This is a genomic window from Aeromonas sp. PS2Canimalfood6, assembly GCF_048276795.1.
Taxonomy (GTDB): Bacteria; Pseudomonadota; Gammaproteobacteria; order Enterobacterales; family Aeromonadaceae; genus Aeromonas; species Aeromonas caviae.
On the sequence record NZ_JBLUXC010000008.1, the window covers coordinates 47927 to 61120 of the forward strand.

Consider the following 13194-nt stretch of genomic DNA (forward strand, 5'->3'; position numbering starts at 1 on the left):
TTGCCAAACAGACCCTCTGCGGGCTAATTTCCCTGCTCCGCCAGCCATTTGCTGGCCAGCAGCAGGGCACTGATGCTGCGCGACTCGGTGAAGTCCGGTCGTGCCAGCAACTCGTCGATCCGGTTGAGGGGCCAGGGGATCACCTCGAGAGGCTCGGGCTCGTCACCGACCCGCTGCTCGGGGTAGAGATCCCGCGCCAGCAAGATGTCCATCCGGCTGGAGAAATACCCCGGCGCCAGCGACACCTGCTTGAGCAGGGTCAGGCTGCTCGTCCCGAAGCCCGCCTCCTCCATCAGCTCCCGGTTGCCCGCCTCGAAGGCATTTTCACCGGGGTCTATCAATCCCTTGGGGAAACCCAGCTCGTAGGAGTGGGTGCCCGCCGCGTACTCGCGCACCAGCAGCAGGGTGTGGGCATCGAACAGGGGCACCACCATGACGGCACCCCGATTGCCGCCGCGCATCCGCTCGTAGACCCGCTCCTCGCCGTTGGAGAATTTCAGGTGAAGGGACTCCACCTTGAACAGCCGGCTCTCGGCCACGATCTCGGCCTTGAGGATCTCCGGCTTGCTCTTGTCATGGGCCATGGTCTCGACACTGAGGTGGACGGGATTGCGCTTGTGGGGATCGCTCATCGGGGGCTGACTGCTCGTTAAAAAATCGTGTTTCAAGAGTAAACGACTCCCCTGCCGAACACCACGGGGCAAAGAGGGGAAAGATGCCTGAAAAATCCGTTATAATGCGCCCCGTTTTTCCCATCACCACAGACATCGCGAGGCCCCATGTCGACTCCCCTGCCCTGGCACCAGATTGATACCGTGTTGCTCGACATGGATGGCACCCTGATCGATCTCCATTTTGACAGCCATCTGTGGCAAACCCTGGTGCCGGCGCGCTACGCCGAGCGACTCGGCCTGCCGCTGGCCGAGGCGAAGGCGCAGATAGACACCCACTATCATGCGGTCAACGGCACCCTCGACTGGTACTGCGTGGATTACTGGACCCGGACGCTCGGGCTCGACATCCGCGCCCTCAAACAGGAGATCCTGGAGAAGATTCAGTGGCGCCCCAACGTCATTCCCTTCCTTGCCGCACTCAAGGCCGCCGGCAAGCAGGTGGTGCTCTTCACCAATGCCCATCCCGCCAGCCTGTCGGTGAAGGATGCACGCCTCGGCCTCGCCCAGCACCTCGATCTGATGGTGAGCACCCATGAGCTCGGGTGGTCGAAGGAGAGCCAGCACTGCTGGCAGGCACTGGCCGAGCGGCTGGCCTTCGACCCGGCCCGCACCCTCTTCGTGGATGACAGCGAGCGGATCCTGGCCGCCTCGGCCGAGTTCGGCATTGCCCACCAGCTCGGCATCCTTCACCCCGACAGCCAGATGCCGCCGCTCACCTTCCAGCACTTCCCGGCGCTCGACGACTACGCCGACCTGCTCCCTCTCGGCGCCTGACACGCACAAGGCCCTCTTCACGAGGGCCTTGTCACATCAGCTCAACAGCCTGCCGAGCGCATACCGTTCATGAAAGCCCTCAGGCCGCATCGCGCGGGGCCAGCACCCCCATGCCGGCCAGGTAGTCGAGGGCGCTTGGGGTGAAGCCGACCTCCGTGAGGTGCGCCGCCGTGAAAGGGGCTGCATGCAGAGGCAGGCCGCGGCTCACCCGTTCCATCCAGTCCGGATTGCCAAGGGCCGCCGTGCCCGCCGCCACCAGATCGGCGCCACCGGCCAGAGCCCGCTCCGCCGAATCTGCGTCGCTAATCTTGCCCGCCACCATGAGCGGCACCCGCCCGGCCAACCCGACCCTTACCGCCTCCAGCAGGGCGCCGCCGTCGGGATCCCCCGCCACCGCCTTGAAGCTGTCCCCCATGGAGAAGTGCAGGTAGTCGATCCCCTCGTCCGCCAGCAGGCGCGCCACCGCCAGCTGATGGGCCAGTTCGATGCCCTGGATATGGGCATAGCTCTCGGGGGAGAGACGCACCCCGACCAGGAAACCCCGGGGTAGACGGGCGCGAATGCCGCGCACTATCTCCACCAGGATCCGCGCCCGGTTCGCGAGGCTGCCCCCCCAGCGGTCGGTGCGCCGGTTGTGCAGGGGGTTGAGGAAGTTGCAGAGCAGGAAGTGGTGGGCTGCGTGCAGCTCGACCCCGTGCAGGCCGGCGCCATGGGCCCGCTCGGCAGCGATCACAAAGGCGTCAATGAGCGTCAGAATCTCCTCCTCGCTCAGCCCCTTGACCCCGAGGGGGTAACGCCCGCCCGGCGCCAGCGCGCACGGGCCGACTGGCGCCCCGTCGTTCAGCTCGGGCAGAGCCCGCATCCCGCCGTGATGCAGTTGCACCACCGCCAGCGCCCCGGCCTGCCGCGCACTGTCGGCCAGGGCCGTGAAGGCCTGCTGCTGAGCGTCCGTCATCAGGGCAGGCTGCCCCGCCCAGCAGCGCCCGCCGGGCTGCACCTGGGTGGCGGCGGCGATGAGCAGGCCGAAGCCGCCATGGGCGCAGCGCGCCAGCCAGTCGAGCTCGGCCTGGCCGGGATCACCGCCTGCGCCGCTCATGTTGTGGGTCAAAGGGGCCAGCACGGCCCGGTTCTTGAGCCGCAATCCGGCTCGCTCGAAGTGGAAGCTGTCGCCCAATGTCTTGTTCATCGTCCTCTCCCGGGATCGCAATGGCATGGCGGCCACTATAAACCCGGGCCAGGAGGATATAATCAGGCACACAAGCAAGACATTCATTCCCAGCAAGACACAATAGGCCACCCCTCATGAGTCACCACAAGCTCGACACCCTCTACCTGATGCGCCTGCTGGTCGCCATCGTCCGCTGTGGATCCTTCGCCGCGGCGGCGGCCCAGCTCGGCATCACCCCGAGCAAGGCGTCAAAGGATCTGCGCCACCTGGAGCAGAGCCTCGGCAGCGTGCTCCTGAGCCGCACCACCCGCCGGGTGCAACTGACCGACGCAGGAGAGCTCGCCTACCGCCAGGCTGACCAGATGATCGCCCTGCACGAGCAGTTGCTGGACGGCCTGCAGCGCCGCCGCTCGGCACTGTGCGGGGAGCTGCGCATCACGGCGCCGGATCTCTGGGGAGAAGTGGTGCTGACTCCGGTGCTGCTGCGCTTTCGCGCCGACCACCCGGAGGTTCGGATCATCGCCGACTTCAGCAATACCCCGGCCGACCTGCTGCGCGACAATCTGCACGTGGCGTTTCGCAGCACTGAGCTCGGCACCCAGCCCTACCTGGCGCGCCCCATCGCGGTGGACGATCTGGTGCTCTGCGCCAGCGCCGACTACCTGGACCGCCACCCGCCCCTCACCACACCGCAGGATCTGCACCAGCACAGTCTCATCACCCGCAGCCAGGAGTACGGCCGCCACGAGTGCTGGCCCCTGCTTGCCCAGGGGCGCGAGATCCCTCTCGAGGTAGCGGGCGAACTGGCCTTCAGCAGCAAGAAGGCGATTCACCAGGGGATGCGCCAGGGACTGGGGATAGCCCGCCTACCGCGCTACCTGGTGGCGGCCGAGCTGGCCGAGGGGGTGGTGCGCGAAGTGCTGCCGGACTATCGCCCCAAGGGGGCCCATTTCTACGCCCTCTATACCCAGCGCCGGGCCGAGTCGGCCCTGGTCGGCCACTTCCTCGACTACGTCATCGAGGCGCTCACCCCTTCATGAGCAGATCACCAGGTGGTACTGCTTCTTGCCCCGGCGCAGCAGCAGGTAGCGGCCGAACAGCCGATCGTCGGCGGTGAGCGGCTCATCCCGGCGGATCGCACCGTTGACGCTGACGGCTCCCGCCGCCAGCAGCTCGCGGGCGATCCGCTTCGAGTTGGCCAGGCCGCACTCCACCAGCAGGGTCACCAGATCCGTTTCCCCCTCGATGCAGCTGCTTGGCATGCCATCTTGCGCCAGCTGGGCCAGATCGCTCTCCCCAAGGCGGGCTACCTCGCCACTGAACAACGATTCGCTGATGCGCTGCGCCGCCGCCAGCGCCCCCTTGCCGTGTACCAGTTCGGTCAGCTCGTCCGCCAGCACCTGCTGGGCCAGCTTGCGCCCCTGCCGCTTCGCATCCTCCGCCTCCAGCGTCTCAATCTCGGCCAGCGGCATAAAGCTGTAGTAGCGCAGGAAGCGGTAGACATCCTCGTCTGCGGTACCGAGCCAGAACTGGTAGAAGGCGTAAGGGGAGGTGAGCGCCGGGTCGAGCCAGATAGCGCCCCCCTCGGTCTTGCCGAACTTGGTGCCATCGGCCTTGGTGATGAGCGGCAGCGTCATGCCATAGACCTGTGTCTGATGCAGCCGCCTAGTGAGGTCCATGCCGCTGGTGATGTTGCCCCACTGGTCGTTGCCGCCGATCTGCAGGGTGCAGCCGAGGCGTTGGTTGAGCACGGCGAAGTCCTGGGATTGCAGCAGGGTGTAGGAGAACTCGGTGAACGAGATGCCCTGATCCGGACGGGCCAGGCGCTGGCGCACCGATTCGCGGGCCAGCATGGCGTTGACCGAGAAGTGCTTGCCGATGTCCCGCAGAAAATCGAGGGCGGACATCTGCCCCATCCAGTCGGCGTTGTTGACCAGCAGCGGCGCCGCCAGCCCGTCGCTCGCCGGCAGCAGGGCGCTTATCTGGGCCGACAGGCTGGCGACCCAGCCCTGCACCGTCTCGGCGCTGTTGAGGGTGCGCTCGCTTGCCTTGAAGCTGGGATCGCCGATAAGGCCGGTGGCCCCGCCCACCAGGGCCACCGGGGTGTGGCCCGCCAGCTGGAAGCGGCGCAGCATCAGCAGTGGCACCAGGTGGCCGATATGCAGGCTGCCGGCAGTGGGATCGAAACCGCAATAGACGGTGCGCGGGGTGGCAAGATGGTCGGCCAGCGCCACCGGGTCGGAATTCTGGGCCACCAGGCCGCGCTGGGTCAGCTCATCGAGCAGGTGAGGATTTGTCATGGGGGGCTCCAACAGCAAGAGAAAGAGGGCCATCCTCGCCGTTTGCGGTGCTGGCAGATATGTCCCCCAGGGGACAGTTTTGCCACTCCCGTGCTAGCATCCTGCCATCGTGGGGAAGCCATTCCCTGACCCGGAGCCCATCGCCATGCCCCCGTCTCCTGCCACGGATACCCTGAGCCTGACCGCCGCCGTCGATGCCCTGCACGGCAGCGGCTTCCCGGCAGCCCTGGTGCGCCTCATCCAGCAACAGGTGGCATTCGACTGTGCCCTGCTGCTCGGGGTGGGGCTGCGCCCCGTCTACCTCTACGACAACCTGCATCATCAGCGGGCCCTATTGTTCGACCACTACCTCACCCGCCACTTTAGCCAGGATCCCTTCATGCAGGCGCTGGAGCAGGGGCTGGGTGCCGGGGTCTGGACCCTGGCGCAGGTGTCGCGGGGGCGGCTCGACCCCGAGTATCGCCACCACTTCTATCAGGCCACCGGCTGGCAGGAAGAGGTGGGGCTGATCCTGCCGGTGCGCGGCGGCCTCACCCTGATGCTGTTTCTGGGCCGCCTCGACAAGCGCAGCTCCCTCAGCCGTGACGAGCTGGCCAGGCTGGAGGCACTGTTCCCGCTGGTGCATTCGCTGTGTCGCCAGCACTGGCGGGAAGAGACACCCCGCCTGGCCCGCAGCCCGGTCAGGTCAGATGGCACTGACCTCAAGGGGGCGGTGGAGCAGGCTATCGCCAGTGTGGGGGGAGACCAGCTAACCCGGCGGGAGCGCCAGGTGGCGGGTTTGCTGTTGCAGGGGCTGGATACCGAGGCCATTGCCGGTGCGCTCGGCATCGGCAGCGGCACGGTGAAGAATCACCGCAAGCACCTCTACGCCAAGTTGAACCTGCACTCCCGGGCCGAGTTGTTCAGCTTCTTCCTCAATCACCTCATCACGGCGCCAGCCGGCGCGCCCCCATAACGACACCACCCCGCCGGGGCGGGGTGGTTCAAACCATGGGCAACGCCGTCAGATGCGGCCCTGATAACGCAGCGGGAAGCGCCCCTGCCCATCGGGCTGGCCGAGGAAGGGGAGCCCCTGTTTCATCTGGTCCGGCAGCTCGGGACCCGGTTTCAGGGTGCCCTGGAACAGGTACTGGCGATTGGCCTGCAACTCCAGCTTGCCCAGCACCTGCACCGCCTTCGAGCCCTGCTTGATCTCGGCCACCAGCCGGGAGTCGAGACAGGTGAGCGTGATCTCGGGATCCCCCAGGGCCAGCTTGCCCGCCGGGGTGTCCGCCTGTGCGTCATACCAGTGAAGATCCCCGTAAAGGTTGTCACACCAGGGATTGCCCTGGGCAAACTGGTCGATCTTGAGCTGCAACTGACCCGCCGCCGTCAACGGGAAAGGGGGTCTCATCGGCACCCGCTCCAGCACCCAGAGGGCCGGCGCATTCAGGGTGATGTCGCGCCCGAAAGCGGCACCGTTCCAACCCAGGATCCCCTGCCCGTTGAGTCCGCTGCGCTCGCCAAAGCGCACCGACACCTCGGGCGCCAGCCGCAGCAGGGACCAGCCATCGAGATCCCAGCGCAACTGGGTGAGGGACTCGCTGGCATATTGCACCCGGGCGGCCTGACCGCTCCAGAGGGTGCCGCTCACCCCCTCCAGCCGCACCAGATTGGGGGGCAGCGGCAGATGGCGCACCACCAGGGATGCAGGCAACTGGGCCAGCAGGAAACCGAGATAGGCCAGCAGGAAGAGACTGGCGATCACTATTTTTCGCTTCATTGGGAACGACTCAACTGCAAACGTCTGACCTTGACCAGCCCGGGGGCCAGCCCCTCGCGGGCCAGCTCGATGATCTGCACCTGGACGCCGTATTGATCCGAGAGGGTCGCAAGCCAGATCAGCAGATCATCGAACGGCACTGTGTCTATCCATACCTGCAGCTCCTGACCCTGGGGCTGCAAGCGGGCAATCTTGATCTTCTGGTTGAAGGCGGTGCGGTTCACCACACCGTCCAGGGTACCGCCGGTATCGATCTGGCGCCCCTGTCCCCCCTGCATCGCCAGCACCTCCTGTCCCTTCTCCTTGAGCCAGGCCAGGGTCTGCTGCTGGTTCACCACCTGCCGCTCGCGCTCGGCAATGCGATTTGCCACCGGCTGCCAGATCGCCCAGTAGAAGAGTCCGATGAGCAGCACGCTGCCCCCCACCGCCACCAGCCGCTGCTCGCGGGCACTGATGCCGCGCCACCAGCTCTGCAGTTTGTCCATCATGACGACCTCCCCTTGAGCACCAGCGCCCCTTCGACCTTGCCTTCGGTGCTTCGCACCTCACCCTGCTGCACCTCGAAGCGCTTGCCCGCCAGCTCGCGGAAACGTTCGATCTCGGTGAAGCCGGGGGCCGTCACCTGCAACCTCAGCTCGCCCCGGGCTGCATCGAAGCGCAGCACCTCGGGCTTGAGGCCGGGCACCTCGGCAAACACCGGGGCCAGCTCGGTCAGGAGCAACAGGACGCCATCCTGGGGAGCCTGCCCCAACTGCTGGAGGTGCTGGGTCATCTGGCTGCGCACGTTGACGATGCGCGTCTCCCCCGGGAAGATCCGGGTGTAGACCTGCCGGATCTCAGCCTTGAGGGCCTTGTCCTGTTCCGCCAGCTGGTGCAGATGCACACCGCGCTGCACCAGGGCCACCAGCAACAATACGCCTGCCAGCACCGCCACCTTGCGCCACTGCAACCAGTAGCGGGCGTATTCGGTCTGTGGACGATAGGGCCCCTGCAACAGGTTGGCCTGGCAGGTCAGCGCCCCTTTCGCCAGCAACAGCATGGGCAGTTCCGGGTCAGCCCCCTGCCAGTTGCCCGCCGCCATGGCGGGGATGGGAGTATGGCAGTGAAGGGTGACGGGTTCGGTCTGCGCTGCCAGCAGCATGGCCAGCAGGGATTCCTCCGCCACTATGCCCTGACGGGGGCCCTGGCGGACCAGCCACTCCTCCCCCAGTTGCAGGGCTGACCAGCCATCGGCGGCGAGCGGCAGCGCCAGCACGTCGGGCAGCAGGTGCAGGGTCTTGAGCCCTGCCTGCTCCAGCCAGCCGAGCCAGGAGTGCATCTTCCCCTTGTCCACCGCCATCAGATCCACCTCGCGGCCCTGATGGCCGAGCACCACCAGGTGCAGATCGTCCACGTCTGAGGCGATCTGCTCCTCCAGCAGATAGGGCAGGGCCGCCGCACTCTGGCGGCTGTATTTGCCCGGCAGATTGACCCGCCGGAAGATAAGATCGCTGCCGGGCACCAGGGTCACCACGGGGCGACCACCGGCACGCTCCTGCAGCTCGCCGAGGGCGTGCGCCGATGCCAGGATGCCGGAGGCGATGATCTCCTGCTCCTGCGCCGACCAGACCAGCCAGTGCACTGGCTGCTGCGCATTGGTCCCCAGACGGATGACCAGACTCTCGCTCACTAATGTCTCTCCTGCCATGCCCGCTCCTCCCTCAGGGGGGCGGGCGCACAGCCATGGGTTGCAGTCCAATCGGGGGATGCGCAGGGCAGCTGAACCGCCCCACGCCCCCTTGTTATTCGGCGCCGCCGCTCAGGCGACGCAGCATCACCAGCTTGTTGTCCTTGCCACGCTGGAAGACGGTCTCAAGCCTGGCGCGGGTCTCCCCCACCTCCGCCAGCAGGCGGGCCTCGAAGAAGCTGCTCTTGATGTCCAGGGCGCCATCCAGCCCGGTGATGGCACCCGGCTGAACCTGCAACTGCTCCGTCATCTCCTGCTTGTTCTTCCACCCCTTCTTGGGGCGGCTGGTCAGCACCCGCTTGGCATCGTCCAGCCCGATCTTCCCCTGGTAGAGCCCCACCAGCAGGGCCGCCTGCTCCGGCCGGATGGTGTTGATGTTCACCACCAGCTTGTCATTGGGCAGGGAGCACACATAGGGGGCCAACCGGGCGTACAGGCTGGCGTTCACCCCGCGCACCGCCCGCAATTCGTCGGTGCCCAGCATCCGCTGGTTAGCCACCAGGTAGGGGGGATTGAGTCCCTCGTAGTAGGCATCCTCGGCCCCGTTGCTCGAGACCAGCTGGGTATCCTTGTCGGTCCAGTCGCGGATGGCGTCCGTCAGCTGTACCGCTTCGTAATCATCCACCTCGAGCTGGGCGAGCAGGGCCCGGAACACCTTGAACTGGTAAGGCTGGGCCTCGAGATCGTCGCCGTTCTCCCCCTCCTTGAGGGGCACGCTCAGGCTGTTGAGGTTGAAGCAGGATTGCAGATCCCGCACCCGGCCCGAGAGAGTGCCATCCTCCACCGGGAAGACCCCGTCCTCCCGCGCCCAGTTCTGTCCCAGACTCACCCGATCCGGATCGTCCTTGAAGTCCTGGTTCAGCACCTTGATCACCAGGGCCTCCGCCGACATGGCATACCACCAGGCCTGCTTGCCCAGGGTGAGGTTGGCGGTGCGACGCAGCTCCAGTTGCAAGCGACCGCTCATGTTGCTGGCGACGATCACCATCACCGCGAGGATGAGCAGCACCACCAGCAGGGCCATGCCCCCCTGGCGGCCCAGTGTAGTGCGGGATCGGCCCCGGCCGCGCTTAATTGCCATTGTCCGCTCGCTGGCCACCAGCACCGATCAGGAACTGGCGACGTCGAATAGTGCCGTCATCCTCCGTGACGGACAGGGGAAAACGACGATCAGTTACCATTCTCTGCCCTCTGGCCACCAGCACCGATCAAGAACTGGCGACGTCGAATAGTGCCGTCATCCTCCGTGATAGACAGGGGAAAACGACGATCAGTTACCATTCTCTGCCCTCTGGCCACCGGCTCCGATCAGGAACTGGCGACGGATGGTGCCGTAGTCTTCAAGCTCCAGCTCCACCGCCAGCCCGTAGGGCAGCAGGTCGCGCTGGGTCCACTCCTCCTTCCACTGTCCCTTGTCGTAGAAATAGAGGCGCAGCGCCGTCACGCCGGTCAGCACGGGCTGAATGCGCGGCTCGGTGCCAATGGCCGGATCCGGATAGAGGTAGCTCAACCGCTCCAGGGTCTGCCCCTTGAGACGCCAACCCACCCGTTGCAGGCCGGAGCGCGGCAGTATGCCGTCCGGATTGAGCCAGCCGCCGCGAATGAAGGCCATGCCCCAGTCGTCGCTCTGCTGGCCGAAGCGGGACGCCGCCAGCAGCACCTTGTTGTTCTCGCCGTCGATGCGACCGCTGCGCGGCACCATCTGGGTGACGTCCCGCTCCAGCAGGCTGAAGGCGAGCTGCAGTTCCGAAAGGCGGGCCTCCTTGCGCTTGGCAACCTCGTCGCTGGTCAGCACCCCTTGCAGCACCTGATAGGCCCCCAGGCTCAGGGTGGCGAAGATGGCAATGGCCACCAGCATCTCAAGCAGGGTAAAGCCGCGGTGGCGCGATGGGCGGGGGTTGCTCTGGATCATCGGCTGACACCGGCTCCGGATCATGGACGCACGTTGATGAATGTTCATCGGCTGAGATAGGTCCGGATCATGGCCACCGGGCTGTCGGCCTTGGGCGCAGTGCGCACTTCCATGTCCAGCGCCCTGAAGTTGCTGTCCGCCGTGGCGACGCCGCGATAGCGCCAGTACCAGGTCTGCCCGGCCATCTCCTCGTCCCCTTCCACCCAGCTATCTCCCGGCCACTTGCCTTCGAGCTTCTGCTGCACCAGCTGATTCTCCACCACCCAGGTCGCCAGGGTCTTCTGCTCCAGATAATTGAGGCCGGCCAGGTGTTCGCTCGCGGTCTTCATCACCGCCAGCCCGGCGATGGCAAACACCGCCAGGGCCACCATGACCTCCAGCAGCGTCATGCCGCGCACCCGGGCGGGTCCGCCCGACAGAGCGGTGCGACGCGCTAGAACGCCCCCTGCGGGCCTGGCGCTCCTCACTCTTCTTCCTCTTCATCCTGCAACAGGGAGAGACGACCGAACTCGTCCCCCCTGACGGTGCGCAGGTAATGCAGATCCTCGTCCTGCTGGCTCAGGGTCAGCACGAAGGGAGAGAGCTCTCCCCCCGGAAAGACCAGGATCTGGGGTGTCCGCTCGCGCTCGTCCCGACCCTGCTCCTGGCGTTCGTCCGACGCAGTACGCCAGTTGAAACCTTCCAGCTCCACCGCCAGGGTCATCCCCTCCGGCAACGTCACCGGCCCCAGCAACTTGTCACCGGTCAGGGCGCGCCACTTGCGATCCTTGGGATCCCGGGACATAAACTGCCAGCCGTTCTCCTCGACCCGCAGCCCCAGCAGCCTGCCATCCATGACCGAATACTCCTGGGCCTGCTGCAGGGTCGCCATGAAGCGGCGCGCCTGCTTGTCGAGCTCCCGATCCCCCCTGGCGCCCCCCATGCTGAGGGTGACGGCGGTCGCCACCAGTCCCATCAACATGGCGACCAGCAACACCTCCAGCAGGGTAAAACCGGCCTGGTGACGGGCAGAAGAGGCTACCTTCATTCAGGCAGCCCCGGGGGGGCGCAGTGAGCACGACGCGGCGGAATCACTTATTGGAAGTCCTTCAGGTTCCAGTTGCCGATGTCGTCATCGGTCCCGGCTTCGCCGTCCATCCCCATGGAGAAGATGTCGATCTTGCCGAACTGGCCCGGGCTCAGCAGCTGGTACTGGTTGCCCCAGGGATCCTGCGGCAGGCGCTTGATGTAGCCCCCTTCACGGTAGCTGCGCGGCTCAGGGGATGCGGTCGGCTTGTTGACCAGGGCATCCAGCCCCTGCTCGGTGGTGGGGTAGCGGTTGTTGTCCAGCTTGTACATGTCGAGGGCGTTTTCCAGCGCCACTATGTCGGAGACCGCTTTTTGCTGATCCGCCTTCTCCTTGTTGCCCATCAGGTTGGGCACCACCAGGCTGGCCAGGATCCCCAGGATCACGATGACCACCATCACTTCCAGCAGGGTAAAACCCGATTGACGACGCTTTTGCATGACTGACTCCCTAACGAAATGAGATGGCATGAGCCATCAACGATTAACTGTTAAACCACGATCGTTCGATGACGCCTGTCGGCTAATCGAACCTGCGGAGTTGATTGGATTGGTAGGTTCGAATAGCGAAGCGTATTCGAACGTCCGAACCTCACAAATTCACCATGTTGTTGAGCTCGAGGATCGGCTGCAGGATCGACATCACGATAAACAGCACCACCCCGGCCATGGAGACCACCAGCATGGGCTCGAACACCCCGAGGGCGATGTTCACCTGGGTTTCGAACTCCCTGTCCTGGTTGTCCGCCGCCCGCTCCAGCATGCTGTCGAGCTCGCCGCTCTGCTCGCCCGAGGCGATCATGTGCAGCATCATGGGCGGAAAAATTCTGGTTTCATCCAGCGACTTGCGCAGGCTGGTCCCCTCCCGCACCCGCTCGGTGGCCTCGCCGATGCGCATCCGGGCGAAGTCGTTGGAGAGCACCTCCCCCGAGATCTTCATCCCCTCCAGCAGCGGCACCGCGCTGGCGTTGAGGATGCTCAGGGTGCGGGCAAAGCGGGCGGTGTTGAGACCGCGGCTGACCCGACCGATCACCGGCAGGCGCAGTATCACCTGGTGCCAGCGACGACGACGCTTGTCGTCGGTCAGCCACCAGCGCCAGATCAGGCCGCCAATACCAAGGAGCAGCAGGAACCAGAGGCCATAGTGCTGCAACAGCTCGCTGGTGCCGATGAGGAAACGGGTGGTGCCCGGCAGTTGCTGGCCCATGTGTTCGAACTGGGCCACCACCTTGGGCACCACGGCGGTGAGCAGTATGGAGATGACCCCCACCGCCACCAGGGTGAGGACGATGGGATAGATCATCGCCTGCAGCAGCTTGGTGCGCATGTGCTGGCGCTGCTCGGTGTAATCGGCGAGACGGTTGAGCACCTTCTCCAGGTGACCAGACTTCTCGCCGGCAGCCACCATGGAGCGGAACAGCTGGTCGAACACATGGGGGAAGGCCCCCAGCGAATCGGCCAGGGAATACCCCTCCACCACCTTGCTGCGCACCGTCGCCACCAGGCTGCGCAGGTGGGCCTTCTCGCACTGCTCGGCGACCGCCTTGAGGGCCTCTTCGATGGTGAGACCGGCCCCCACCAGGGTGGCCAGCTGGCGGGTGATCATCGCCAGCTCGGCGGTGCTGGCACCACGGCGGAACAACACGAAGCGGTTCGCCTCGCGCTTGGCCTTCTCGGTGGTCTCGTTCACCTCGAGCGGGGTCAGCCCCTGCTCGCGCAGCAGCTGGCGCACCTGGCGGGCGGAATCCCCCTCCAGCACGCCGCTCTTGTTGCGTCCCTTGCTGTCGAGGGCCTTGTATTCGAATGCTGCCAT

General features: G+C 65.7%; 15 protein-coding genes. 3 read left to right on the forward strand and 12 right to left on the reverse strand.

What is annotated here, in order from left to right; all coding sequences use genetic code 11:
- Positions 1-23: 23 nt before the first annotated feature.
- On the reverse strand, positions 24-632 hold the full coding sequence (gene nudE / locus ACNPAA_RS05425) for an ADP compounds hydrolase NudE (protein ID WP_161957694.1): 609 nt from the start codon (positions 630-632) through the stop codon (positions 24-26).
- A 147-nt stretch (positions 633-779) separates the two neighbouring features.
- On the opposite strand from nudE, the gene yrfG reads away from it, so the two are divergent.
- A complete protein-coding gene (yrfG, locus tag ACNPAA_RS05430; protein WP_201922337.1) occupies positions 780-1448 on the forward strand; it encodes a GMP/IMP nucleotidase in 669 nt (222 codons plus the stop codon).
- Positions 1449-1527: 79 nt separating this feature from the next.
- Here yrfG and ACNPAA_RS05435 read toward each other — a convergent pair whose 3' ends face one another.
- Complete coding sequence (locus ACNPAA_RS05435; RefSeq protein WP_201922340.1) at positions 1528-2634, reverse strand: NADH:flavin oxidoreductase; 1107 nt, start codon at positions 2632-2634, stop codon at positions 1528-1530.
- A gap of 116 nt (positions 2635-2750) precedes the next feature.
- Between ACNPAA_RS05435 and ACNPAA_RS05440 the strand changes: the two genes are divergently transcribed.
- Positions 2751-3656, forward strand: a complete 906-nt coding sequence (locus ACNPAA_RS05440; RefSeq protein ID WP_041213942.1) for a LysR family transcriptional regulator — start codon at positions 2751-2753, stop codon at positions 3654-3656.
- Here ACNPAA_RS05440 and tyrS read toward each other — a convergent pair.
- Positions 3651-4916 carry a tyrosine--tRNA ligase gene (gene tyrS, locus ACNPAA_RS05445; protein ID WP_201922343.1) on the reverse strand — a complete coding sequence of 422 codons (1266 nt, stop codon included), beginning with the start codon at positions 4914-4916 and terminating at the stop codon, positions 3651-3653. The two genes, ACNPAA_RS05440 and tyrS, sit on opposite strands and share 6 nt — an antisense overlap.
- A 145-nt stretch (positions 4917-5061) precedes the next feature.
- On the opposite strand from tyrS, the gene ACNPAA_RS05450 reads away from it, so the two are divergent.
- Complete coding sequence (locus tag ACNPAA_RS05450) at positions 5062-5871, forward strand: helix-turn-helix transcriptional regulator (protein WP_201996568.1); 810 nt, start codon at positions 5062-5064, stop codon at positions 5869-5871.
- Positions 5872-5919: 48 nt separating this feature from the next.
- Here the strand turns inward: ACNPAA_RS05450 and exeN are convergent, their stop codons facing one another.
- The 9 genes from exeN to exeF all read right to left on the reverse strand — a co-directional run bounded on the left by exeN (position 5920) and on the right by exeF (position 13194).
- Positions 5920-6678 (reverse strand): GspN family type II secretion system protein ExeN, encoded by a 759-nt coding sequence (exeN, locus tag ACNPAA_RS05455; RefSeq protein WP_201922346.1) that lies wholly within the window; start codon positions 6676-6678, stop codon positions 5920-5922.
- A complete protein-coding gene (exeM, locus tag ACNPAA_RS05460) occupies positions 6675-7166 on the reverse strand; it encodes a GspM family type II secretion system protein ExeM (RefSeq protein ID WP_010675717.1) in 492 nt (163 codons plus the stop codon). Before exeM ends, exeN begins: the two co-directional genes overlap by 4 nt.
- Positions 7163-8347 carry a GspL family type II secretion system protein ExeL gene (gene exeL, locus ACNPAA_RS05465; RefSeq protein ID WP_080767872.1) on the reverse strand — a complete coding sequence of 395 codons (1185 nt, stop codon included), beginning with the start codon at positions 8345-8347 and terminating at the stop codon, positions 7163-7165. The genes exeM and exeL overlap by 4 nt, the downstream gene beginning before the upstream one ends.
- Before the next feature lie 112 nt (positions 8348-8459).
- The gene (gene exeK, locus ACNPAA_RS05470) at positions 8460-9485 is read right to left on the reverse strand and encodes a GspK family T2SS minor pseudopilin variant ExeK (RefSeq protein ID WP_417891630.1); all 1026 of its coding nucleotides are present in this window, start codon (positions 9483-9485) and stop codon (positions 8460-8462) included.
- A gap of 189 nt (positions 9486-9674) precedes the next feature.
- Positions 9675-10316: a GspJ family T2SS minor pseudopilin variant ExeJ gene (gene exeJ / locus ACNPAA_RS05475; protein ID WP_103858238.1), complete on the reverse strand. Its 642-nt coding sequence runs from the start codon at positions 10314-10316 to the stop codon at positions 9675-9677.
- Between the two features lie 44 nt (positions 10317-10360).
- A complete protein-coding gene (gene exeI, locus ACNPAA_RS05480; protein WP_257713654.1) occupies positions 10361-10714 on the reverse strand; it encodes a GspI family T2SS minor pseudopilin variant ExeI in 354 nt (117 codons plus the stop codon).
- A gap of 65 nt (positions 10715-10779) precedes the next feature.
- On the reverse strand, positions 10780-11343 hold the full coding sequence (gene exeH, locus ACNPAA_RS05485) for a GspH family T2SS minor pseudopilin variant ExeH (RefSeq protein WP_010675722.1): 564 nt from the start codon (positions 11341-11343) through the stop codon (positions 10780-10782).
- A 47-nt stretch (positions 11344-11390) separates the two neighbouring features.
- A complete protein-coding gene (exeG, locus tag ACNPAA_RS05490) occupies positions 11391-11822 on the reverse strand; it encodes a GspG family T2SS major pseudopilin variant ExeG (RefSeq protein WP_010675723.1) in 432 nt (143 codons plus the stop codon).
- 151 nt (positions 11823-11973) lie between these two features.
- Positions 11974-13194, reverse strand: coding sequence for a GspF family T2SS innner membrane protein variant ExeF (gene exeF, locus ACNPAA_RS05495; RefSeq protein ID WP_417891631.1), 1221 nt, complete (start codon positions 13192-13194; stop codon positions 11974-11976).